The sequence below is a fragment of the Pseudomonas sp. MIL19 genome (genome assembly GCF_028680365.1).
In the GTDB taxonomy this organism is placed as follows: domain Bacteria; phylum Pseudomonadota; class Gammaproteobacteria; order Pseudomonadales; family Pseudomonadaceae; genus Aquipseudomonas; species Aquipseudomonas spirodelae.
This window is the reverse complement of the sequence record NZ_JAPPVG010000001.1, coordinates 204,943-227,258: the sequence shown is the minus strand read 5'-3', so window position 1 is coordinate 227,258 and position 22,316 is coordinate 204,943. Positions and strand designations below refer to the sequence as shown.

Sequence of the window (22,316 nt, the reverse complement as noted above, 5' to 3'; positions counted from 1 at the left end):
CTCTAGCTCGCGAGATCGTAAACAGGTTCTGACCCAGCGCCCATACGTTTGCTTACAAAGCCCGGATTAATCCGGGCTTTGTAGTTGCTGGCCCGCTGAAGACAAACGGGTCGCCAGTGCCCAGGCAGGATAAACTCTGCACCATCGCCTTTTAGCTCTTTGTGGTAACCCTATGACCTTTGCCTCCCTCGGCCTGATCGAGCCTTTGCTGCGCACCCTCGACAGCCTTGATTACAAAACGCCCACTGCCGTCCAGGCGCAGGCCATTGTGCCTGTCCTGCAGGGCCGCGATCTGATGGCCGCTGCGCAAACCGGCACCGGCAAGACCGCCGGCTTTGCCTTGCCGGTGCTGCAGCGGCTGATGATGGAAGGGCCGCAGGTGGCGAGCAACTCGGTGCGCGCGCTGGTGCTGGTGCCAACCCGTGAGCTGGCCGAGCAAGTGCTGCAGAGCTTTATCACCTACGGGCAGGACCTGCCGCTGCGCAGTTATGCGGTGTATGGCGGGGTCAGCATCAACCCGCAGATGATGAAACTGCGTAAAGGCCTCGACGTGCTGGTGGCCACCCCAGGCCGCTTGCTCGACCTCTATCGGCAGAATGCGGTGAAGTTCAACCAGGTGCAGACCCTGGTGCTCGACGAAGCCGACCGCATGCTCGACCTGGGTTTTGCCAACGAGCTGGAGAGCGTGTTCCGCGCACTGCCGAAAAAACGCCAGACCCTGCTGTTTTCCGCAACCTTCTCCGAAGCCATCCGCAGCATGGCTGGCGAGATGCTCAATGACCCGCTGAGCATCGAGGTCAGCCCGCGCAACGCCGCCGCCAAGTCGGTTAAACAGTGGCTGATCCCGGTGGACAAGAAGCGCAAGAGTGAGCTGTTTTTGCACCTCTACCAGACTAAGCGCTGGAGCCAGGCGCTGGTCTTTGTGAAAACCCGCAAGGGCGTCGATGAGCTGGAGGGCGAGCTGCAGCGCCACGGCATCAGCGCCGACTCGATCCATGGCGACAAACCCCAGGCCACCCGCCAGCGTGCTCTGCAGCGCTTCAAGGATGGCGAGGTCAAGGTGCTGGTGGCCACCGATGTGGCGGCCCGTGGGCTGGATATCGACACCATGCCGCTGGTGGTGAATTTCGACCTGCCGATTGTGGCCGAGGATTATGTGCACCGCATCGGTCGTACCGGACGTGCGGGCTCCACTGGGCAGGCGGTGTCGCTGGTCTGCGCCGATGAGGTGCAATTGCTGTCAGCCATCGAAACCCTGACCCAGCAGGTGTTGCAGCGCATCGACGAGCCCGACTTTATCCCCGATCACCGCGTGCCGCAGACGCTGCCCGGTGGCCAGGTGGTGAAAAAGCCGAAGAAAGCCAAGAAGCCGAAAGTAGTCGGCGGCGGCAAGGGCGGTAGCCTGGGCCGCTGGATGGAAGCTGACGAACCGGTCGCGCCGGACGTTAAGGCGGTGCGCAAAGTGCCGAGCTTTGGCGGTAAAGCAGGCAAACCGGCCAAGCCCGGTAAATTCGTTAAGTAATCTCAGGCGCGGCTGGCGGCTTGGGCTGCTGCTAGCTGCTTCTTGTGGGTGGCGGCGGCGGTCATGTCGTAGATCACCACGCAGATGTGTTCGACCTCACCTGTGGCGCCTGCCAGCGGCAGCAGGGTGACATTCTGGTACATAAAGTCTTCCTGGCCGGTGATCGGCTGGTAGTTCTTGAAGTGCATCAGGTAGGGGTGTTGCTCCCACAAACTGAAGGCACGGGTGCCCAGTTGCACCACGGTGTCGACCTTACGTTTTAGCCAGGCCTCGTCGATCTCCTGAAACAGGCTAAACAGGGTTTTGCCGTGCACCTCATCTGGGCCCAGGCCCGAGTGGTTTTCCATAAAGCTGTTCCACACCTCGACCTGATACTGGCGGTCGAGGACGATGACGCCGACATCAATGCACTGCACGATGTCGAGCAGCCAGTGCACCTCTTTAATATCTATCTGTGCGGGCATTGGCGTACCGCCTAGTTCATCAGGTAGTTGATTTTGTTGGTCAGGCGCTTGATCGAGTCTTCGGTAAACAGCAGCAGGAGGTCGAAGTGGATGTTATGTGCTTCGAGGCTGTAGCTGACTTCCACTGCCAGGGTTTTCTTCCAGCGGCGCTGATTGAGCTGAATCAGTTGTTCGATGGAGGCGTGCTGGCCAAGCAGCTGCGGGTGGCCCTGGGAAAACCGTACATCGATCTGCTCGGCGATGCCTGAGAGGCAGGCGCCGATGATGATGCTGGACAGGTCCAGCAGCATCTCCGAGGTTTCCAAATCGTCTTTTGGCTGCCAGTTGAGTAGGCGCGCCATATCGGCGACTTCCGAATCATGAAACAGCAGCAGCGCTTCACCGGCAATGCCGTCACCGATAAAGCCCTGGCACACCGCGCTCATGCGTTCACCGTGCATGGCGTCGGTGAGGGTCATGTGCAGTTCGCTGACTTCAAAGATATTCACTTGCGGTACGGGTAGCCGCACGAATACCCCGAGTGCCTTGGCCAGTAACGCCGCGGCGCGGCCCATGGCGACGTTGGTGACCTCACGCAGGGCGTCGCGGAAATTGACCTTCAGCTCATCAAGCGCTGCCGCCTGGGCGATGGCGCTAGGCGTCGCCTTGGGGTCGAACAGGCCGAGTTCGAGCAAGGTGGCACGCAGTATTTCGGGTTCGGCAGGCTTCTTGATAAAGGCCAGGGCGCCGAGCGCTTTAACGCGGCGCAGCGCTTCTTCCTGCACGTCGCCGGAAACCACCAGCACCTTGCAGGCCAGGCCCTCGGCGCGAATGGCCGCGAGGGTTTCGTAGCCGTCCATGACCGGCATGGTCAGGTCCAGCAGCATGACCTGAGCCAAGCCCTGGCGCACTGCGGCAAGGGCTTCCTGGCCGTTTGTCGCTTGGCTGATGGTCACCGGCCATTCGGGCGGTAGGGCGCGGATCAATTGCTTGCGCGCCATGTTCGAGTCGTCGCAGACCACTAGTGGAATCACGTCTGGAGAGTCCCTGTGCGCGTGGAAGAACACCGCTCTTGGGCGGCTGTGTGCAAGCATAGCCGCTGGCGATTGCCTGCGGCGTTGTTATTCGACAGCGGGTTGTAGCCAGTTGAGCATGCCTAGCGCGGCGCGGCGACCGCTGGCAAAGCAGGCGGTGAGTAGATAACCGCCGGTTGGCGCTTCCCAGTCGAGCATTTCGCCGGCGCAGAAGGTCCCCGGCAGTTGCTTGAGCATCAGGTTTGGGTCGAGCTGTTCGAAGGGTACACCGCCGGCGCTGCTGATCGCCTCATCCAGCGGGCGTGGACAGATCAGGGTGATGGGCAGGGCTTTGATCGCCTGGGCCAGTTGCAGTGGATCATTGAAGCATTCGGCGCTCGCCAGTTCGCGCAGTAAGGCCGCCTTAACGCCGTCGATGCCGGCCTGGCGATGCAGGTGTTTGGCCATCGAATGTGCGCCGCGCGGTTTGCTCAAGGCGCTTTGCAGCTTGTTCAGTGGCGTCTGTGGCAGCAAGTCGAGGTGGACGATGGCGCTGCCATGTTGGTTGATGGTTTCGCGAATATCAGCCGACAGGGCATACACCAGGCTACCTTCGATGCCGCCGGCGGTGAGCACGAACTCGCCCAGGCGCGGTGCTGCGCCGGCTAAGCACAGGCTGACATTCTTTAGTGGCGCGCCGGCGAATTTATTGCGCAGAAACGGGCTCCAGGCGCTGACATCGAAGCCGCAGTTACTCGCTTGCAAGGGCGCGATCTGCACGCTGCGCGCTTGCAGCAGTGGCACCCAGGCACCGTCTGAGCCCAAGCGCGCCCAGCTGCCGCCACCCAGGGCCAGCAGGGTGGCGTCGGCGCTCACCGTCAGCTCACCGGCCGGTGAGCTGATGCGTAAGGCGCCCTGTGCATCCCAGCCCAACCAGCGATGGCGAGTGTGGATCTGCACGCCCAACTCACGCAGGCGCTTGAGCCAGGCGCGCAGCAGCGGCGCGGCCTTCATATCAGTGGGGAACACCCGGCCCGAGGTGCCGACAAAGGTGTCGATGCCCAGGCCGTTAATCCAGGTGCGCAGGGTGTCGGCGTCGAAGTCCTGCAGCAGGTCAGCCACTTCAGCCTGACGTTGGCCGTAGCGGCTGATAAACGCCGGCTTGGCTTCGGCGTGGGTGATGTTCATGCCGCCGACCCCGGCCAGCAGGAACTTGCGACCCACCGAGGGCATGGCGTCATACAGCGTTACCTGCACACCGCCTTGCGCCAGCACTTCGGCCGCCATCAGCCCGGCAGGGCCGCCGCCAATAATGGTGACAGTGCAGGCGTTGTTGAGGGGCGTCTGGGTCATGGCGGTGCGGTCTGGCGAGGGTGGCCGGCATTCTAACCGAGGCGGCTGTGACCTTGTCATTTTGCCGCGCTTCGGGCACGGTCGTGGGTATGCCTTTTCTGACTGGAGCGCCTTATGTCTGACCTTTATCCCAGCATCGACCCCGACGGCCTGATCGAGTATTCGGTGGTCTACACCGACCGCTCCCTCAACCATATGTCGCAGTCGTTCCAAGGGGTGATGAAGGAGATCTCCAGCACCCTTAAGCAGGTCTATAACGCCCACGCTATGGCCATCGTACCGGGTAGCGGTACCTACGGCATGGAAGCAGTGGCGCGCCAGTTGGCCACTGGGCAGAAGTGCCTGGTGATCCGTAATGGCTGGTTCAGCTACCGCTGGACGCAGATTTTCGAGATGGGCCAGATACCCTCTGAGTCGATTGTGCTTAAGGCCCGTCCGGTTACTGAGGGCCAGCAGGCCGCATTCAGCCCGCCGCCGCTGACCGATGTGTTGGCGATCATCGCGGCGGAAAAGCCGCAGGTGGTGTTTGCCCCGCACGTGGAAACCTCTTCCGGAATGATTCTGCCAGACGGCTACTTGCGCGCCGTGGCGGATGCCGTGCATGCCGTGGGCGGCCTGTTTGTGCTCGACTGCATCGCCTCCGGCACCCTCTGGGTGGACATGCAGGCCTGCGGCATCGATGTGCTGATCAGCGCCCCGCAAAAAGGCTGGAGCGCTTCGCCGTGCTGCGCCCTAGTGATGCTCAGCGAGGCGGCTCAAGCCCGTGTTGAAGCGACGCAAAGCACCAGCTTTGCCTGCGACCTGAAGAAGTGGCTGCAGATCATGCAGGCCTACGAGCAGGGTGGTCACGCCTACCACGCGACCATGCCCAGCGATGCCCTGGCGCGCTTTCGTGATGCCATGCGCGAGGCCGAGGCCATTGGCTTTAGCACCGTGCGTAACCTGCAGCAGGAGCTGGGCGATCAGGTACGCGCTATGCTGACCCGCAAGGGCTTTAAGAGTGTTGCCGCGCCTGGCTTCGAAGCGCCAGGGGTGGTGGTGTGTTACACCGACGATGGGCAGATCAAGAACGGCAGCAAATTTGCGGCTCAGGGCCTACAGATTGCCGCTGGCGTACCGCTGCAGTGCGACGAGCCAGCGGATTTTCAGACCTTCCGTCTTGGCCTGTTCGGGCTGGACAAGCTGGGCAATATCGAACGCAGTGTGGCGACCCTGGAGCAGGCGCTGGATAAGGTGCTGGCCGGCTAGCGCCGCTGCGTGTTTAAACGCGCCGGTGCTTGGCGCTAAGCACCAAGGCAATGCCGCCGAGCACCGCCGTGGCACTGAGCAGCAGGCGCAGGCTCAGTGCTTCATCCAGTAGCAGGCTACCGGCTAGCGCAGCGATGATCGGTACGCTGAGTTGCACGCAGGCGGCCTGGAAGGCTTGTAGGCCACGCAGGGCGCTGTACCAGATGGCGTAGCCGACGCCTGAGGTCAACGCGCCGGACAGCAGTGCATAAAACACCCCGGCGCTATCCCAGCGGGCCTGGCCAATCAGTAGGGCGCTGAGCAGCAGCGTCAGGGGTACCGTTCGCATAAAGTTACCGGCGGTCGCCGCCAGCGGATCATTCACGCCGCGGCCTAATAGCGAGTAAATCCCCCAGGCCACGCCCGCTACGAGCATCAGCAGCGCGGCGGCTGTTGGCGGTTTGCTGGCACCCGGCAACAGCAGAATGAGCAACCCGGCGAACGCCACAAGCAGGCCAATGCTGCCCTTTAAATTCAACCGTTCGCCGCGATACAGGCCCCAGGCGAGCATGCTCAGTTGCACGGCGCCGAACAGAATTAGGGCGCCCGCACCGGCATCCAGGTTGATATAGGCAAAGGAGAACGCCGCGGCGTAAACAAACAATGCCGCCGCCGCAGGCCAGTTGCCGACGCTCGGCGTGTTGGCGCTACGCAGGCGCAGCAGTAGCCACAATGTCAGCGCGCCCGCGAGCAGGCGCAGGCTGGTGAAGCTGGCGGCGTCGATTTCAGTCTCGCGCAGCGCCAGCCGGCACAGCAGCGAGTTGCCGGCAAAAGCCAGCATGGCCAGGGCGGTCAGCAGTAAGGTTCGCATGCTCATGGTGTGTACACGGGCTCGGGGCTGATTATCTAACCACAGCTGCGCCGCTGCTGCTGATCGCGGATATGGTCGCTCGGTTGCTGTGTGCCGTTTCTGACGTGGGCGGGTGTGGCTAACCCAGCCCGCGTGCCTGCCAGACCTTGCTGGCGCTGTGATGCAGAAGGCCGTGGCGTTTGGCCAGGGCCATACGATCTTTGTCGTAGCCACCACCGATTACCCCTACCACCGGTATGTCACGGCCCAGGCAGTGATTGAGCACGGCTTCGTCGCGGGCAGCGATGCCGGCATCGGTGAGGTTGAGGTAGCCGAGGGCGTCGTGCTGGTGCACATCGACGCCGGCGTCGTAGAGCACGATGTCCGGCTGGTACAGCGGCAGCAGGTAGTTGAGGGTGTCATTGACCACCTTGAGGTAGTCGTCATCGCCCATGCCGTTGGGCAGGGGAATGTCCCAGTCGCTGGCGGCCTTGCGCGCGGGGTAATTCTTTTCGCAGTGCAGCGACACGGTGATCGCCTCCGGGGTGTTTTCCAGCAGGCGCGCGGTGCCGTCGCCCTGGTGCACGTCGCAGTCGAAAATCAGCACACGTTGGGCTTTGCCGCTTTGCAGCAGGTACTGACTGATTACCGCGAGGTCATTGAAGATGCAGAAGCCGGCCGGGTGATCGTAGTGCGCGTGGTGAGTGCCGCCGGCCAGGTGGCAGGCCAGGCCGTGCTGCAGGGCCTGCTCGGCGGCCAGCAGCGAACCGCCCACGGCGCGAATGGTGCGCTGCGCCAGGGCGGCGCTCCAGGGCAAGCCGAGGCGGCGCTGTTCTTCATACGCCATATCGCCGCCGGCAAAACGCTGGATATAAGCCGGGCAGTGAGCCAGGGCCAGAACCTCGGGAGCGCAGAGTTCCGGGCGCAGCAGTTCGGCATCCGTGCACAGGCCGCTGGCTACCAGGTGGTCGCGCAGCAGGCGAAATTTTTCCATGGGGAAACGGTGCCCGGCCGGGAAGGGCGGGCTGTAGTCATCGTGGTAGATCAATGGCAGTGGCATGCAACAACTCGCGCAGGCACCGCCTGGGTGCCGGCGGTTGTGGCGTGGGACTAGTTCTTTACGGCGACGCTCAGCCAGGCTTCCAGGTCGGCGGCGGACAGGGGGCGTGAGAACAGGTAACCCTGAGCCACGTGGTAACCCTGGTCCGAGAGAATACGTTGTTGGCCGGTGGATTCGATACCCTCGGCGACAACGGTCAGTTGCAGGCTTTCGCCCAGGCGGATCACCGCCTCACTGAGGGCGCGGTTGGTGGCGTCGTTTTCCAGGTCATGGACGAAGCTGCGATCCAGCTTAAACTCCTGGATGGGCAGGCGGCGCAGGTAGCTGAGGCTGGAGTAACCGGTGCCGAAGTCGTCCATGGACAGCCGAACCCCCTGAGCATGCACGTCGTCGAGGGTCTTCATGGTGAGGGGGTTGGTGTCCATCATCACGCTTTCGGTGATTTCCAGGGTCAGATCGGTGGGCTGCAGGTTGTGCTGCTGTAGGGTGTTGGCAATCATCCCGGGCAAGTCGAGGTTGTGAAAGTTGGTCGGCGAAAGATTCACCGAAATAGCCGGAATTTTCAGGCCCTGACGCCGCCAGGCCGCGAGCTGCCGACAGGCTTCGCGCACGGCCCAGAGCCCAAGTTGGTTGATCAGCCCGCACTCTTCGGCCAGCGGGATGAAACGCGCTGGAGATATATCGCCGAATTGCGGGTGGTGCCAGCGCGCCAGGGCTTCGACGCCGTAGAGCAGGCCATCTTTCATGCGCACTTGCGGTTGGTAGTGCAGGTGCAGTTGTTGTGTTTCCAGTGCTTCGCGCAGGGCCGTTTCGAGGGTCAGGCGCTCCTGAGCGAGCTGGTTGAGCTCATGGCTGAAGAAGTTGAAGCGCCCACGGCCCTGGCTCTTGGCCTGATACATGGCCATGTCGGCGCGGTGAATCAGGGTGCCCATGTCGTGGCCGTCGCTGGGGAACAGGCTGATGCCGATACTGGCGGATGGGCAGATGGTGCTGCCGGCCAGTTGGCAAGGCTCGCTGAGGGTCTGGCGTAATTGTTCGACCACGTCGGCGACATGCGCGCTGTCGCAGTTCGGCAGCACCAGGACGAACTCATCGCCGGACAGGCGTCCAACAATATCCGAGCTGCGACGGTTGGCACTGAGGCGTTGCGCCACCACGCGCAGCAGTTCGTCACCGGCGGGGTGGCCGAGGGAATCGTTGACCTGCTTGAAGCGGTCGAGGTCGATAAACAACACGCTCAGCTGCGCTTGGCTACGCTCGGCCTCGGCCAGTGCCTGGTCGGCCCTGGCGTGCAGCAGGCTGCGGTTGGGCAGGTTGGTCAGGCTGTCGTAAAACGCCAGCTGACGGATCTTGCTGCGGCTTTCCTCGCGCTGCAAGGCCAGCGAGCACAGGTGCACGATGACGTCGATCAGGCGCCGGTGGAAGGCGCTCGGGCCGCGTGGCTCGCGGTAATAAAAGGCGAAGGTGCCGAGCACTCGGCCGGCGTTGTCCTTGATCGGTGTCGACCAGCAACTGCGCAGGCCGATGGGCAGTGCTAAGACTTTGAAGTCGGCCCACAGCGGGTCGTTGGCAATGTCGGTGACCAGCACACTCTCGCCCAGGTACGCGGCGGTGCCACAGGAACCGACGCCAGGGCCGATGGCCACGCCTTCCAGCGCTTTGCTAAAGGCCTTGGGCAGGCTTGGGGCCGCCAGCGGGTGAAGCAGACCATTGGGGCTGACGGCGAGAATCGAGGTGGTGATTTCCGGGGCAATCCGCTCGACTTCGCGGCAGGCCTTTTCCATCAGGCTTTCCAGCGGGTCTTCGCGCACGATCGCCTCAAGCATGCGGTTGTGCAGCACCTCATGCATTTTGGTGTGCGTGATGTCGGTGAACATGGCGACGGTGTTGCTGAGTGTGCCCTGGGCATCAAAGATCGGGTTGATCGTTACGTGGCACCAGGTGCGCTGGCCATCGGCGCAGTAGAACAGGGTTTCGCTATTGTGCGGCTGCCCGCTCGCGAGCTGGGCACGGATGCTCGTGATGTCATCGGGCGGCATATAGGGCGCGAGCAGGGTCGCCGGCTTCTTGTTGATGGCCTGTTCGGCCGAGTAACCGAACAGGTAGGTGAAACCGCTGTTGGTGTAGATGATTTCGCCGCCAGCGTCGGTGATCAGGATGGCGTTGTCGGTGCGATCGACCACCAATGACAGCAGCTTTAGCTGCTCATTTTGCTGGTGTTGTGCGGTTATATCCTTGACGAAGGCGGTATAGAGCACCTCGTCATTGGTCTCGATCTTGGAGATGGACATCGACGCCCAGCGCTGCGTGCCATCGGCGCGTTCTATATGCAAGGTGCGTGAGCTGCCGACAATCTTATTGATGCCGGTGCGGCGGTTAGCCTCGACATAACCATCATGGTGCGCACGCATATCCTGCGGCACCAGCAGCTTGACGTTCTGGCCGATCACGTCGCGGCGATCCAGCCCCCAGAGTTGCTCAGCGGCGCGGTTGAACAGCAGCACATTATTGCTGCTGTCGATGACCACCACGCTGTCGGCCGCCTGTTCTAAGGTTTGGATGAAGATGTCCGAGAGGTTGCGCGCAGAAGGCATGCTGATTCGCCATTACAAAAGAGTGGGGTCGAGTCAGGGCGGTCTGGGACTGTCCTCTCGGTATGCGAAGTACGCAAAAAAATCGGCAAGGTATCGTGGCTGAACGCCACCATCAAGGGGTAGTCGGCCTAAATGCAGGTTGTCGTGATCTGGATCAACGGGGCGGGCGGCTGCCCCGGTGCGGCGCTGGCGTCCTGCAATCGGGTACCATGTTTCGCCGTCGCGCGTGGTGATGCCCTGGGTTTAGAGGAGAGCGTTAAATGAGTCTGGTGTTGAATGAGTTGGTCGCCCTGCTGAGCCTGGAAACCATTGAAGAGAATTTATTTCGCGGCGTGAGCCAAGACCTCGGTTTTCGTCAGCTATTCGGTGGCCAGGTACTCGGCCAGTGCATCTCGGCGGCCAGCCAGACGGTCGAAGCCGAGCGCCATGTGCACTCTATGCACGGCTACTTTCTGCGCCCTGGCGATGCCACGTTGCCGGTGGTCTATCAGGTCGAGCGCGTGCGTGATGGCGGCAGTTTCAGTACGCGACGGGTGACGGCGATCCAGAAGGGCAAGCCGATCTTTACCTGCAGCGCCTCCTTTCAGTTCGATGAAGAAGGCTTTCATCACCAGGATTTGATGCCCGATGTGCCGGGGCCCGAAGGGCTTAAGTCGGAAACCGAGCTGGCGCTTCTGATCGCTGATGCCTTGCCCGAGCGTATGCGTGAGCGGGCGGTGAGCGACAAACCAATCGAGATCCGCCCGGTGACGGTGGGCAACCCTTTTGCGCCGAACCCCTGTGAGCCGGTCAAGCACGTGTGGTTCCGCGCCGCCGGTGAGCTGCCCGATGACCCGCAACTGCACAAATACTTGTTGGGGTATGCCAGCGATTTCAATTTGCTGACCACCTCAATGCTGCCGCATGGCGTGTCGGTGTGGCAGAAGTTTATGCAGGTGGCCAGCCTCGACCATTCGCTGTGGTTCCACGGCAACCTGCGCATGGATGACTGGCTGCTCTACAGCATGGACAGCCCGTGGGCCGGCAATGCCCGTGGTTTTGCGCGCGGCAGCATTTTTAATCGCCAGGGCCAGCTGGTTGCCTCGGTGGCGCAGGAAGGCTTGATTCGTCTGCGGGAGGACTGGAAGTGAGCCTCGCGAGCGCCCGTCACTGGGTCTTCGACATGGACGGCACCCTGACGTTGGCCGTGCATGATTTCGAGGCGATCAAGCGCGCTCTGGATATTCCGCTGGCCGAGGACATTCTCGGCCACTTGGCCAGCCTGCCTGAGGCGCTGGCCGCCGCTAAGCATGCCTGGTTGCTGGAGCATGAGCGCGAACTGGCGTTGGCCTCCGAGCCGGCACCGGGGGCGATTGCGCTGGTGCGTGAGCTGCGCGAGCGCGGTTGCCGCCTGGGTATCCTCACCCGCAATGCCCACGAGCTGGCGCTGCTGACCCTGCGTGCGATTGGCCTGGACGACTGTTTTGCCGTGCCGGACGTGATTGGCCGCGATGAAGCGCCGCCCAAGCCTGATCCGGGCGGCCTGCTGCATTTTGCCAAAACCTGGCAGGTGGCACCCCGCGAGCTGGTGATGGTGGGCGATTACCGCTTTGACCTGGAGTGTGCCCGCGCGGCGGGTGCGCGCAGCGTGCTGGTCAACCTGGCGGAAAACCCCTGGCCAGAGCTGGTCGATCATTTCGCGGTGGATTGTGCTGCATTGCACCGGGTGATTTAGCGGGGATGTCAGTCGTTACATCCGCCGCCATATCGTCTCAGCTGTCAGTGGTACTTGAACTGGCCCACTAGGTTTTGCAGATCAATGGCCAGTCGTGCCAGTTGGCTGCTGGCCTGCGCGGTTTGCCCAGCAGACTCGGTGACCCGGTCGGCGACGTCGTTGATGTTGACCACGTTCTGGTTGATTTCATCCGACACCGCACTCTGCTCTTCGGCAGCGCTGGCAATTTGTGCATTCATGTCATTGATGCTGGTCACCGAAAGGGTGATCTGCTCTAGAGCGACGCTGGCTTGCTGGGCCTGCGCGACACTGTCGTGAGCCCTTGCCTGGCTTTGCTGCATGGCGGCCGCGGCTTCGCTGGCGGCGCTTTGCAACTGTTCAATCACTGTTTGGATCTCACCGGTGGATTGCTGAGTGCGCGAGGCGAGGGTGCGTACCTCGTCGGCCACCACCGCAAAACCACGGCCTTGCTCGCCAGCGCGTGCAGCTTCAATGGCGGCATTAAGGGCCAACAGGTTGGTTTGCTCAGCCACCCCGCGGATCACCTCCAGCACACTGCTGATGCTTTTGCTGTCATCTTGCAGGCGGGCGATCACCTGGGTGGCGCGTTCAACATCGCTGGCGACTGCACCAATCGCACTCACGGTAAGGCCCACGACCGTCTGCCCCTGCACCGCTTGTTGGTCGGTGCTCTCGGCTGAGCGCGCGGCCTGTGAGGCATGGCGGGCAACTTCCTGCACGGTGGCCGTCATTTCGTTCATGGCCGTAGCCACTTGCTCGATTTCGCCACGCTGGTTGGCCAGATCGCGGTTTAGCTCTTCGGTAATCGCTGACATTTCTTCGGCTGCCGAGGCCACTTGGGTGGTGGAACCCGCGACGTTGGCGACCAGCATGCGCACTTTTTCCGCAAAGTTGTTGAAGGCCAGCGCCAAGTCAGCCACTTCATCACTGCCATTAATCGGCAAACGTCGGGTTAGATCGCCTTCGCCAGCCGCAATATCGCGCATGGCGGCTGCTGCGGCACTTATGGGCTGAACAATGCTGCGTGCGATCAGCGTGGCCAAAATCAGGCCAACCGCCAGTGCGATAGCCGCCACGATCAGGGCGCTAGTGCGCGCACCAGAGAGCGCATTGGCGTAGTAGCTGCGGTCCATGGCAATTTCCAGCAGGCCGAGAGGCTTGCCGGAGAAGTCTTTTACTGGCGCGGCAAAGACGGCGACCGAGCGGCCGTCAAGTTCGGTCTGAATGGCCACGTTCTGGCCGCTGAAGGCTGCTTCGCGCTGGGTGTTGGACAGCAACTGCGAATTGCTGAATGTACTGGCGAATGAGCTGTATTGGCCGGATGACTCCCGCAGCATCATGGCCACATCAACGTTGTAGCGTTGCTTGAATGATTCGAAGAACGGTTGCCCGAATGACAAACCGAATTCGACTGAGCCGACATGGCGGCCATTTGCCTGGATCGGTGCTAGACCGCGAATACCCAAGCCGGCGACACCGGCTTCAATGCCGTTCAACGGGCGGTGCTGGGTATTGACCTGAACCACCGTCTGGCGAATGGACGATAAATCGTCGCCAAATTTTGCAGGTTCGTGCACGCGCAAAAATGAGGTGGCTGGCGGCTGATGAAATTGGAACTGACGCAAGTCGTAATGTTCTTTCATGTTCGCATAGCCGGGTACGAACAAGTCTGCGAGGCGTGCGCGATCACCATTGGCCATGGCCTGTTGGACATCGGGAAGGCCGGCCACTAACGCTGACAGGCGTTCGGACATCACCGCTTCCGACGCGATTGCTGTGCTGATGTTATTGAACAAACCGCGCAGTTCGCGTTGCTCGGCCTCGGCGATTACATTGTTGAAGCGGCTTAAAAAGACGCTCACTAGAACGGCGACCGTGAGGGCAAGCAGCAGCACGAGGCTGATGGCGATGCGTTGGCCAATTTTTATATTGCTGAACATGGTTGATGCCCTAGGTGATGACACCAACCGGCGTCATGGCTTGTCGAATTGAAAGTGCCAGGCACTTAGGCGCAATAGGCAAGAGATACTCGTCGACCATAGAGAGGAAAACCTTTAGCAGCGAATGCGGATATCCGACAGGCGGTCTATGAGCGGTTTCAGTCACGCTCGCAGGTGCGCCCGGCCAGATCCCTGAGGATCGGGCACTCCGGGCGGTCGTCGCCTTGGCAGTTATCCATCAACTCTTTGAGCGTGTCGCGCAGGTCGCTGAGTTCGCTGATCTTGCGTTCCAGTTCATCAATATGCGTGGCAGCCAGGGCTTTGACGTCGGCGCTGGCGCGTTGGCGGTCCTGCCATAGGGCCAGCAACTGGCTGACTTCGGCGAGGGAGAAGCCCAGATCGCGCGAGCGCTTGATAAAGGCCAGGCGGTGCAGGTCCTGTGCGCTGTACTGGCGGTAGCCGCTGTCCGTACGGGCGGCAGCGGGCAGCAGGTCGATGCTTTCGTAGTAGCGAATCATCTTGGCGCTGAGGCCGGTTTTCGTTGCCGCTTGGCCAATGTTCATGTGGACTCCTAAGGTTGTTTAGGTGGTCGAGGACGTGCTCGCGCCACACGCCACAGATGGTGCGGACACGTCTGGGCTATACAGGACCATCACTCTTCGGCTTCCAGGTTTTCAACAGCAGGGCATTGCTCACCACGCTGACGCTGGACAAGGCCATTGCGGCGCCGGCCAGCATTGGGTTGAGCAAGCCAGCGGCCGCGAGCGGTATGCCGATCAGGTTATAGGCGAAGGCCCAGAACAGGTTTTGGCGGATTTTGTTGTAGGTGCGTTTGCTGATGTCCAGAGCGTCGGCGACCAGGCGCGGGTCGCCACGCATCAAGGTGATACCGGCGGCATGCATGGCCACATCGGTGCCGCTGCCCATGGCGATACCGACATCGGCGGCGGCCAGCGCCGGCGCATCATTAATGCCGTCGCCGACCATGGCCACGACGGCGTCTTTTTTCAGCTCAGTGATGATTGCAGCCTTATTGGCTGGCAGCACTTGAGCATGTGCGGCGGTAATGCCGAGGGCTTTTGCCACGGCATCGACGCTGCCTTTGTTGTCGCCACTGATCAAGTGGCTGGCGATACCTTGTGCAGTCAGCGCGCTGATGGCGTCTGCCGCGCCCTCCTTGAGTATGTCACCGAAGGCAAACAGGCCCAGCACCTGCGGTTGTGGCGCCAGCTCCACGAGCCAGGACAGGGTGCGCCCTTCGGCCTCCCAGGCCAGCGCTTCGGCGACTAGCGTTTGATTCTGCAGCCAGTGTTCTTCCAGCAGGCGCTTGTTGCCCAGAGCCAACTCGCGCTCGCCAATCCGCCCGGCAATACCGCGCCCGGCCAAGGCTTTGCTGTCGCTAACCTCGGCCAGTGTCAGCTGTTCTGCCGCACATTGGTCGAGTACCGCCTTGGCCAGTGGGTGTTCGCTACCGCGTTGCAGCGCGCCCGCCAGTTGCAGCAGTTGCTGGGTGTCGCCGTCGACGGCCTGCAGGTGGGTGATGCGTGGTGAGCCTGAGGTCAGGGTGCCGGTCTTGTCGAATGCCACCAGGCTGACTGAGTGGGCGACGTCTAAGGCTTCGGCATCTTTGATCAAAATGCCGTGACGCGCGGCCACCCCGGTGCCCGCCATGATGGCGGTAGGCGTGGCCAGGCCGAGGGCGCAGGGGCAGGCAATCACCAGCACCGCCACGGCGTTGAGCAAGGCCGTTTCAATGCCTGCGCCGAGCGCCAGCCAGACCACCAGTGTGGCCAGGGCAATCAGTAGTACGCTGGGCACGAAGATGCGGCTGACCTTATCCACCAGCTTCTGGATGGGCGCCTTGGCGGCTTGGGCGTCTTCGACCAGACGAATGATCCGCGACAGTACGGTTTCCGCACCGAGGGCGGTGGTTTCGATCAGCAAGCGTCCTTCGCCGTTGATCGCCCCGGCGGTCACCGTGTCTCCGGGCTGTTTGGGTTGCGGCAGGCTCTCACCGCTGATGAGTGCCTCGTCGGCGTGGCTGCGGCCTTCTACGACCTGCCCATCGACAGGGAAGCGCTCGCCCGGCTTAACGACAATGCGGTCGCCCAGCTGCAGTTCGTTGAGGGCCACCCACTGTTCGCTGCCATCGCGCAGGCGCAGGGCGCGCTCCGGGCGTAACGCTTGCAGGGCACGGATGGCGCTGCTGGTTTGGCGTTTGGCGCGGCTTTCCAGGTATTTGCCCAGCAGGATCAGGGTAATGATCACGGCCGAGGCTTCGAAATACAGATGCGGCATGCCGCCGGTCGGCGTCACGGCCCATTGATAGAGGCTCAAGCCATAAGCGGCACTGGTACCAATGGCGACCAGTTGGTCCATGTTGCCGGCCTTGGCGCGCAGTGCGTTCCAGGCGGCGCGATAGAAGCGTGCGCCGAAGATGAACTGCACCGGGGTGGCGAGGGCGAACTGCGCCCAGGCGGGTAACATCCAGTGCAGCCCGAAGGGCGCGACGAGCATGGGGATGACCAGCGGTAGGGTCAGCGCGATGGCTAAAAGCAGCATCCAGCGCTCGCGCTGCAGCGGTTTGCTGGTGCTGGCGGGTGCGTTTTGTGTGGCGCTGAGCTGGCTGGCTTGGTAGCCCGCTCGGCTGACGGCCTGCAGGAGTGCATCCAGATCAGTGCCGTGGAGTACCTGCAATTGCGCGTGTTCAGTGGCCAGGTTGACGCTGACTGACATCACGCCAGGCTGCTGCGCCAGTGCGCGCTCGATGCGGCCGGCACAGCTAGCGCAGGTCATGCCGCTGATGGCCAGTTCGAGGCGTTCGCTGGGCACCTCATAGCCGGCCGCAGTGACGGCTGCAACCAGTTGCTCCAGGCTTTCGGCTGGTGCTTCGAGGCGTGCCCGTTCGCTGGCCAAGTTGACGCTGACCCCTGTGACCTCGGGCACCTTGGCTAGTGCGCGCTCAACGCGGCCGGCGCAACTGGCGCAGGTCATGCCGCGGATCGGCAGATCGAAGGTGGTGAGAGTAGACATGCGACGGTCTCCGTTAGGTTTCGTAACATAATCAACCTTGCCACCTTGGTAGGGTCAAGCGCTGTTTTGTGGGGTGCCATACCTGGCGCGCCTAAGACCCTGCTGTGCAGGGTTAAAAATGTCCGGGGCATTTTTATGGCTTGACCTGACCCCGTTGGGAGGGAGGACACTGTGCCCCTTAACAGGTGAATTCAGGTGATTAGTGATGCAAGCAACACGCGTTCATACATTTCGGGTCGAAGGCATGACCTGTGATCACTGCATTAAAGCGGTAACCGAGGCCGTGCTGGCCCGTGATGCGACCGCAGATGTGCGGGTGAAGCTGCAAGGTGGCGAGGTGACGGTGGGTAGTAGCCTGCCAAGCGATCAGCTGATTATTGCGATTGCCGAAGCTGGCTACAGCGCCGGTCTAGCCTGATCAGTATTGGGAAGTTATTGGGCTGGCCAGTCACGGACCAGCCCACGAAAGCAGGCATTGATCATGGGCGCGGTGTCCTGCAGTGGGTCGAAGAGCCCGGGGTCACGCAGCCAATCGTGAAACAGGCCGACAATTAATGCATGTACCGACCGCGCTGCCAGGCGCGGACTGAGCCCCGGGTACAGGCGCAAGCGGACCGACGGGCTGCTGAACTGCTGCTCACAGAGTTCGATAAACAGGTTGATAAAGCTTTCGTGGCGCTCTTCGGCCTCGCGTAGCTCTTCGGTAAATTCACACCTGCGCAGCAAAATGGTGAAGATCCGGCGCCTTTGTTGATCACGCGCCAGGTTCGCGATGGCCTCGATGCACAGCTCGCGCAGGGTTATTAGCGGGTCGTGAGCAGGGCAGCCGCGCATTCGCTCGGTCAACTGCTCAGGCGGTAGGCGTACTTGGCCGAGCATGGCGTTGAACAGGTCGGCCTTGTTGGCAAAGTGCCAATACACCGCACCGCGCGTCACCCCCGCATGCCGTGCTATGTGCTCCAGGCTGGTGTGCGCCACGCCTTTTTCTAGAAACAGCGTTTCGGCGGCTTCAAGCAGAGCCATTCGGGTCTTTTCGGCATCTTCTTTGGTTCTGCGCATGGCAGCAGGCGTATTTCTGGCTAGGCTGAGCACAAAGTGTAATGAAGTTAAGGGCAATGTTCTATTTACAAGCACTTGTGTATGTAACTAGCATTGCCGGCCCACATGCTGCGCCCTGCGTCCTTTCGGAGACATCCATGCTTTTTCCCCGTCATCTGCCGGCGCTTGCCGGTTCCTTGTTGCTGGCTGTTCTGGCATCCCCGCTGTATGCCGCTGACGCCCCGCCCGCGCCTGAAGTAGTGGTGGAAACCGTAAAGGTCGAAGCATTGCCGCTGGAGTTTGAATACTCCGCCCGCACGGCCGGCTTTCGTGAAGTTCAGGTGCGCGCTCAGGTCAGTGGGATTCTGCAGGAACGCACTTACCTAGAAGGTAGCGCGGTGAAGAAGGGCCAGGTGATGTTTCGCATCGACCCGCGTACTTACCAGGCCGCACTGAGTCGGGCCAAGGGTGCACTCGCGCAGGAGCAAGCGCGCTATCGGCAAACCGAGCGTGATCTCAAGCGTATCCGTGAGCTGCAGAAGAAGGGCTTTGCCAGCGAGAGCGAGCTGGACAATGCCATCTCCAATTTCGAGCAGAGCAAGGCGAATATCCAGGCCGCCGAGGCCGAGGTGCTGTCCAAGCAGATCGACCTCGACTACACCACGGTGAAGGCGCCCATTTCTGGTATTACCAGCAAAGAAACTGTTTCCGAAGGCAGTTTGATGGTCGCTGGCGATCCGAATGCCAGCCTGCTGAGCAATATCACCCAGCTGGATCCGATTTACGTCAACTTTGCGGCGCCCGACTCCGATGTGGCCAGTGTCCGCAATGGCCTGCAGAACGGCAGCCTGATGCTGCCTGAAGACGGCAAGATGAGTGTGAAAATTACCCTGGGCGACGGTAGTGTTTATCCGCTGGAGGGCAAGGTGGACTTTACCGATAGCCTGGTGGATCGCGGTACCGGTTCGGTCAGTGCGCGCGCCGTCGTACCTAACCCTGAGCAGAAGCTGCTACCCGGTCAGTTTGTCCGTGTACAGGTTAAAGGCCTAAGCCTGCCTAACGCTATGACCCTGCCTGAGCGCGCGGTTGCCCAAGGCCCTGCCGGCACCTTTGTTTATGTGGTCGACGACGCGGGTATTGCGCGCATGCGCCAGGTCACCACGGGCCATACGGCCAAGGGGCGTTGGGTGATTGTTTCCGGGATCAGTGAAGGTGATCGGGTGATCGTCGAAGGGTTGGCCAAAGTTCGCCCGGACAGCCCGGTCAGTATTGCTGCCCCCGCAGCCAGCCAGTCTTAAGGAGCGTCCCCAGGTGATCTCACGCTTCTTTATCGACCGCCCGGTATTTGCCGCGGTTATTTCCATCCTATTGGTGCTGGCCGGCCTCATGGCCATGCGTGCATTGCCTATCGCCCAGTACCCGCAAATTCTCCCGCCGCAAGTGTCGGTAAGCGCCAGCTATGCCGGTGCGAGCGCCCAAGTAATTGCCGAGACGGTCGCCGCACCGCTGGAGCAGTCGATCAACGGCGTTGAAGGGATGATTTACCAGCAGTCCAACTCCGGCGGCAACGCCATGAGTCTGTCGGTGTATTTCGAGGTTGGCACTGATCCAGACCAGGCCACCATCGACGTCAACAACCGGGTGCAGGCCGCCTTGGCAAAGTTGCCGGAAGAAGTGCGCCGTCAGGGCGTAAAAGTGCAGAAGAAGTCTTCGGACATCCTGCAGGTCGTGACCCTGTATTCGCCGGATGGCTCGCGTGATCCGGTGTATATCAGCAACTACGCATTGATTAACGTGATCGACGAACTCAAGCGCCTGCCGGGCGTGGGCGATGTCAGCCAGTTCGGCTCGAAAGACTACTCCATGCGCATCTGGCTGCGTCCGGACAAGTTAGCCCAGTTCAACCTGACACCGACCGATGTGGTTAATGCGATTCGTGAGCAAAACTCGCAGTTCGCCGCCGGCAGCTTCGGCCAGCAACCACTCAAGCAGGAGCAGGACTTCACCTACACGGTGACCACCCAGGGCCGCTTTACGGATCCGCAAGAATTTGAAAACGTCATCCTGCGTACCGATGAAACCGGTGCCAGCCTGTTGCTCAAGGATGTCGCGCGGATCGAACTGGGGGCGCAGGACTACTCGCTGATGACCTCGCTCAACGGTCAGCAAAACGCGGCGTTTGGTGTGTACCTGCAGCCGGGCGCAAATGCCCTGGATACGGCTGAGGCGGTCAGCACAACCTTGGCGCGCCTGTCGAAGACCTTCCCCAGTGGCATGACCTACAAGGTGCCGTACGACACCACCAAATTCGTCCGGGTGTCGATTGATGAGGTGATTTACACCTTCTTCGAAGCACTGGTCCTGGTGGTCTTGGTGGTGTTCCTCTTCCTGCAGAATTGGCGCGCTACGTTGATCCCGGTACTGGCGATTCCAGTCTCGTTGATCGGCACCTTTGCCGGTATGTACATGCTCGGCTTCTCGATCAACCTGCTGACCCTGTTCGGCATGGTACTGGCCATCGGTATCGTGGTGGACGACGCCATTGTGGTGATCGAGAACGTTGAGCGGGTAATGGCCACCGACAAGGTAGGGCCGCGTGAGGCCACCATCAAAGCCATGGAGGAGGTAACCGGCCCCATCATCGCCATTGTGCTGGTGCTCTGCGCGGTATTCGTGCCGGTGGGCTTCCTCGGCGGCCTGGCCGGGGAAATGTATAAACAGTTCGCCATCACCATTGCCGTGTCGGTGGTGATCTCCGGCATTGTTGCCCTGACGCTAAGCCCGGCACTCTGTGCCTTGCTGCTCAAGCCCGGGCATCACGAACCGGCGGCACCGTTCCGTGCCTTCAACCGCGTTTTTGACAAGCTGACCAATGGTTACACCGCGGGCGTACGTTTCTTCCTCAAGCGCACGGCGGTTGGTTTGCTGCTGTTTGGGGGGATGATTGCGCTGATGGTCGTGCTGTTTAACCGGGTGCCCAGCTCCCTGGTGCCCAGTGAAGACCAAGGTTATGTGATCAATGCCTACTTCCTGCCGCCTGCTGCTTCGTTGACCCGCACCGAGAAACTCACCAGCGAGGTGACCCAGCAGTTGATGGCGCATCCGGCGGTGGAGAACGTGGTGACCTTTGCCGGCTTCGACATTCTCTCCTCCGGTACCCGCAGCAGTTCGGGGGTGTCCTTTGTGCCGCTCAAAGACTGGAGCGAACGCACCACGCCGGAACTGGATGCGCGCAACTTAACGCGTGAGTTCATGGGCATGGCATCGTCGCAAAAAGACGGCGTGATGATGAGCTTCAACCCGCCGCCGATCACTGGTATGAGTACCACCGGCGGTTTTGAAGGCTATATCCAGGACCGCAGTGGTGGCACTACCGCTGATTTGGCGAGCAAGGTGCAGGCTTTCCTGGCCGCTGCCGCCAAACGCCCTGAGTTGGCAGGTGTACAAAGCACCTTTAGCGCCAACGTGCCGCAGTACTTTATTGATCTGGATCGCACTAAAGCGCGCGCGCTTGGGGTGACTGTGAGTGACGTGTTCACCGCCATGCAGGCCACATTCGGCAGCTACTACGTCAATGACTTCAGCCTGTATGGCCGCACGTTCCAGGTCAGTCTGCAGGCTGAGGCGGAATTCCGCAGCAAGCCCGAGGATCTGTCCCAGGTCTATGTGCGTGCGGCCAGTGGTGAGTTGGTATCGTTGGCCAGTTTGGTCAAGGTCGAACGTATTCTCGGCCCGGATACCTATGCACGCTTCAACGTCTACCCCGCCGCGAAGATCCTTGGCGGGCCGGCGCCTGGTTACAGCTCGGGCCAGGCGCTGAGCGTAATCCAGGAGGTTGCGAACGAAGTGCTGGGCAGCGATTACAGCATTGGTTGGACCGGTTCGGCTTACCAGGAAGTGGCGTCTCAGGGTTCTGGCAGCAGTGCCTTTATCTTCGGCCTGATCATGGTGTTCCTGATCCTCGCGGCGCAGTACGAGCGTTGGACCTTGCCACTGGCGGTGGTCACTGCAGTGCCGTTTGCGGTATTCGGTGCGATTCTCGCGGTATGGCTGCGCGGTATCGAGAACGATCTGTACTTCCAGGTCGGCCTTCTTACGCTGATCGGCCTGGCGGCGAAGAACGCCATCCTGATCGTCGAGTTCGCTGTGCTCAACCGACACAATGGCATGGGTATCTTCGAGTCGGCGCTGGAGGCCGCGCGTTTGCGTTTCCGTCCGATCATCATGACGTCGCTGGCCTTTATTCTCGGTGTTGTGCCGCTGGCAATTAGTACGGGGGCGGGCTCTGCCAGCCGTCACTCGATTGGCACTGGCGTCATCGGCGGTATGCTGGCGGCAACCTTCCTGGCAATCTTCCTGATCCCGATGTTCTACATGCTGGTGGAGTCATTAGCGGAAAAAATCGGCAAAGGCCGGAAGAAAGCCGACTCAGCAGTTTGATCTCTGCGCCCTGTCACGGGGCTAGCAGGGCGTAGCCCGGATGCACTCCGGGAGCGCTCTGTGAGGCC

Annotated in this window: 17 protein-coding genes; 7 read left to right on the top strand and 10 right to left on the bottom strand. The window is 61.3% G+C overall.

Annotated elements, in window-relative coordinates; translation table 11 throughout:
- Positions 1 to 172: 172 nt before the first annotated feature.
- Entirely contained in the window at positions 173 to 1,522 is a 1,350-nt protein-coding gene (locus N1078_RS01085) for a DEAD/DEAH box helicase (protein ID WP_274086359.1), read from the top strand.
- Between the two features lie 2 nt (positions 1,523 to 1,524).
- On the opposite strand, the gene N1078_RS01080 is transcribed toward N1078_RS01085, so the two are convergent.
- From N1078_RS01080 to N1078_RS01070, 3 genes are all read right to left on the bottom strand, one after another.
- Entirely contained in the window at positions 1,525 to 1,986 is a 462-nt protein-coding gene (locus tag N1078_RS01080; RefSeq protein WP_274086358.1) for a PAS domain-containing protein, read from the bottom strand.
- A gap of 11 nt (positions 1,987 to 1,997) precedes the next feature.
- Positions 1,998 to 2,999 carry a response regulator gene (locus N1078_RS01075; RefSeq protein ID WP_274086357.1) on the bottom strand — a complete coding sequence of 334 codons (1,002 nt, stop codon included), beginning with the start codon at positions 2,997 to 2,999 and terminating at the stop codon, positions 1,998 to 2,000.
- Between the two features lie 87 nt (positions 3,000 to 3,086).
- Positions 3,087 to 4,331, bottom strand: coding sequence for a TIGR03862 family flavoprotein (locus N1078_RS01070; RefSeq protein WP_274086356.1), 1,245 nt, complete (start codon positions 4,329 to 4,331; stop codon positions 3,087 to 3,089).
- 114 nt (positions 4,332 to 4,445) lie between these two features.
- Here N1078_RS01070 and N1078_RS01065 point away from each other — a divergent pair, with 114 nt between their 5' ends.
- Positions 4,446 to 5,579, top strand: coding sequence for an aminotransferase class V-fold PLP-dependent enzyme (locus tag N1078_RS01065; RefSeq protein ID WP_274086355.1), 1,134 nt, complete (start codon positions 4,446 to 4,448; stop codon positions 5,577 to 5,579).
- 13 nt (positions 5,580 to 5,592) lie between these two features.
- On the opposite strand, the gene N1078_RS01060 is transcribed toward N1078_RS01065, so the two are convergent.
- The 3 genes from N1078_RS01060 to N1078_RS01050 form a co-directional block, all read right to left on the bottom strand.
- Entirely contained in the window at positions 5,593 to 6,435 is an 843-nt protein-coding gene (locus N1078_RS01060; protein WP_274086354.1) for a DMT family transporter, read from the bottom strand.
- A gap of 112 nt (positions 6,436 to 6,547) precedes the next feature.
- Complete coding sequence (locus tag N1078_RS01055) at positions 6,548 to 7,468, bottom strand: histone deacetylase family protein (RefSeq protein WP_274086353.1); 921 nt, start codon at positions 7,466 to 7,468, stop codon at positions 6,548 to 6,550.
- 50 nt (positions 7,469 to 7,518) lie between these two features.
- Complete coding sequence (locus N1078_RS01050) at positions 7,519 to 10,062, bottom strand: EAL domain-containing protein (RefSeq protein WP_274086352.1); 2,544 nt, start codon at positions 10,060 to 10,062, stop codon at positions 7,519 to 7,521.
- A 260-nt stretch (positions 10,063 to 10,322) separates the two neighbouring features.
- Here N1078_RS01050 and tesB point away from each other — a divergent pair, with 260 nt between their 5' ends.
- Together tesB and N1078_RS01040 are read left to right on the top strand one after the other, a co-directional pair.
- Entirely contained in the window at positions 10,323 to 11,192 is an 870-nt protein-coding gene (gene tesB, locus N1078_RS01045; protein ID WP_274086351.1) for an acyl-CoA thioesterase II, read from the top strand.
- Entirely contained in the window at positions 11,189 to 11,776 is a 588-nt protein-coding gene (locus tag N1078_RS01040; protein WP_274086350.1) for an HAD family hydrolase, read from the top strand. Before tesB ends, N1078_RS01040 begins: the two co-directional genes overlap by 4 nt.
- 44 nt (positions 11,777 to 11,820) lie before the next feature.
- On the opposite strand, the gene N1078_RS01035 is transcribed toward N1078_RS01040, so the two are convergent.
- The 3 genes from N1078_RS01035 to N1078_RS01025 form a co-directional block, all read right to left on the bottom strand.
- On the bottom strand, positions 11,821 to 13,737 hold the full coding sequence (locus N1078_RS01035) for a methyl-accepting chemotaxis protein (protein ID WP_274086349.1): 1,917 nt from the start codon (positions 13,735 to 13,737) through the stop codon (positions 11,821 to 11,823).
- 158 nt (positions 13,738 to 13,895) lie between these two features.
- Positions 13,896 to 14,300, bottom strand: a complete 405-nt coding sequence (gene cueR, locus N1078_RS01030; RefSeq protein WP_274086348.1) for a Cu(I)-responsive transcriptional regulator — start codon at positions 14,298 to 14,300, stop codon at positions 13,896 to 13,898.
- A 76-nt stretch (positions 14,301 to 14,376) separates the two neighbouring features.
- On the bottom strand, positions 14,377 to 16,770 hold the full coding sequence (locus N1078_RS01025) for a heavy metal translocating P-type ATPase (RefSeq protein ID WP_274086347.1): 2,394 nt from the start codon (positions 16,768 to 16,770) through the stop codon (positions 14,377 to 14,379).
- 205 nt (positions 16,771 to 16,975) lie between these two features.
- Here N1078_RS01025 and N1078_RS01020 point away from each other — a divergent pair, with 205 nt between their 5' ends.
- Positions 16,976 to 17,188, top strand: coding sequence for a heavy-metal-associated domain-containing protein (locus tag N1078_RS01020; RefSeq protein ID WP_274086346.1), 213 nt, complete (start codon positions 16,976 to 16,978; stop codon positions 17,186 to 17,188).
- 14 nt (positions 17,189 to 17,202) lie between these two features.
- Here N1078_RS01020 and N1078_RS01015 read toward each other — a convergent pair whose 3' ends face one another.
- The gene (locus tag N1078_RS01015; RefSeq protein ID WP_274086345.1) at positions 17,203 to 17,829 is read right to left on the bottom strand and encodes a TetR family transcriptional regulator; all 627 of its coding nucleotides are present in this window, start codon (positions 17,827 to 17,829) and stop codon (positions 17,203 to 17,205) included.
- A 137-nt stretch (positions 17,830 to 17,966) separates the two neighbouring features.
- Between N1078_RS01015 and N1078_RS01010 the strand changes: the two genes are divergently transcribed.
- Positions 17,967 to 19,106: an efflux RND transporter periplasmic adaptor subunit gene (locus N1078_RS01010; protein WP_274086344.1), complete on the top strand. Its 1,140-nt coding sequence runs from the start codon at positions 17,967 to 17,969 to the stop codon at positions 19,104 to 19,106.
- 13 nt (positions 19,107 to 19,119) lie between these two features.
- Positions 19,120 to 22,248 (top strand): efflux RND transporter permease subunit, encoded by a 3,129-nt coding sequence (locus N1078_RS01005; protein ID WP_274086343.1) that lies wholly within the window; start codon positions 19,120 to 19,122, stop codon positions 22,246 to 22,248.
- Positions 22,249 to 22,316: the final 68 nt, after the last annotated feature.

Bases quoted from the DNA above. Each gene is read 5' to 3' on its own strand.
- N1078_RS01020 (WP_274086346.1), top strand. From the start codon at position 16,976: ATGCAAGCAACACGCGTTCATACATTTCGGGTCGAAGGCATGACCTGT.
- N1078_RS01015 (WP_274086345.1), bottom strand. From the start codon at position 17,829: ATGCGCAGAACCAAAGAAGATGCCGAAAAGACCCGAATGGCTCTGCTT.
- N1078_RS01025 (WP_274086347.1), bottom strand. From the start codon at position 16,770: ATGTCTACTCTCACCACCTTCGATCTGCCGATCCGCGGCATGACCTGC.
- N1078_RS01085 (WP_274086359.1), top strand. From the start codon at position 173: ATGACCTTTGCCTCCCTCGGCCTGATCGAGCCTTTGCTGCGCACCCTC.
- N1078_RS01035 (WP_274086349.1), bottom strand. From the start codon at position 13,737: ATGTTCAGCAATATAAAAATTGGCCAACGCATCGCCATCAGCCTCGTG.
- N1078_RS01055 (WP_274086353.1), bottom strand. From the start codon at position 7,468: ATGCCACTGCCATTGATCTACCACGATGACTACAGCCCGCCCTTCCCG.
- N1078_RS01065 (WP_274086355.1), top strand. From the start codon at position 4,446: ATGTCTGACCTTTATCCCAGCATCGACCCCGACGGCCTGATCGAGTAT.
- N1078_RS01080 (WP_274086358.1), bottom strand. From the start codon at position 1,986: ATGCCCGCACAGATAGATATTAAAGAGGTGCACTGGCTGCTCGACATC.
- N1078_RS01070 (WP_274086356.1), bottom strand. From the start codon at position 4,331: ATGACCCAGACGCCCCTCAACAACGCCTGCACTGTCACCATTATTGGC.
- N1078_RS01050 (WP_274086352.1), bottom strand. From the start codon at position 10,062: ATGCCTTCTGCGCGCAACCTCTCGGACATCTTCATCCAAACCTTAGAA.
- cueR (WP_274086348.1), bottom strand. From the start codon at position 14,300: ATGAACATTGGCCAAGCGGCAACGAAAACCGGCCTCAGCGCCAAGATG.
- tesB (WP_274086351.1), top strand. From the start codon at position 10,323: ATGAGTCTGGTGTTGAATGAGTTGGTCGCCCTGCTGAGCCTGGAAACC.
- N1078_RS01060 (WP_274086354.1), bottom strand. From the start codon at position 6,435: ATGAGCATGCGAACCTTACTGCTGACCGCCCTGGCCATGCTGGCTTTT.
- N1078_RS01010 (WP_274086344.1), top strand. From the start codon at position 17,967: ATGCTTTTTCCCCGTCATCTGCCGGCGCTTGCCGGTTCCTTGTTGCTG.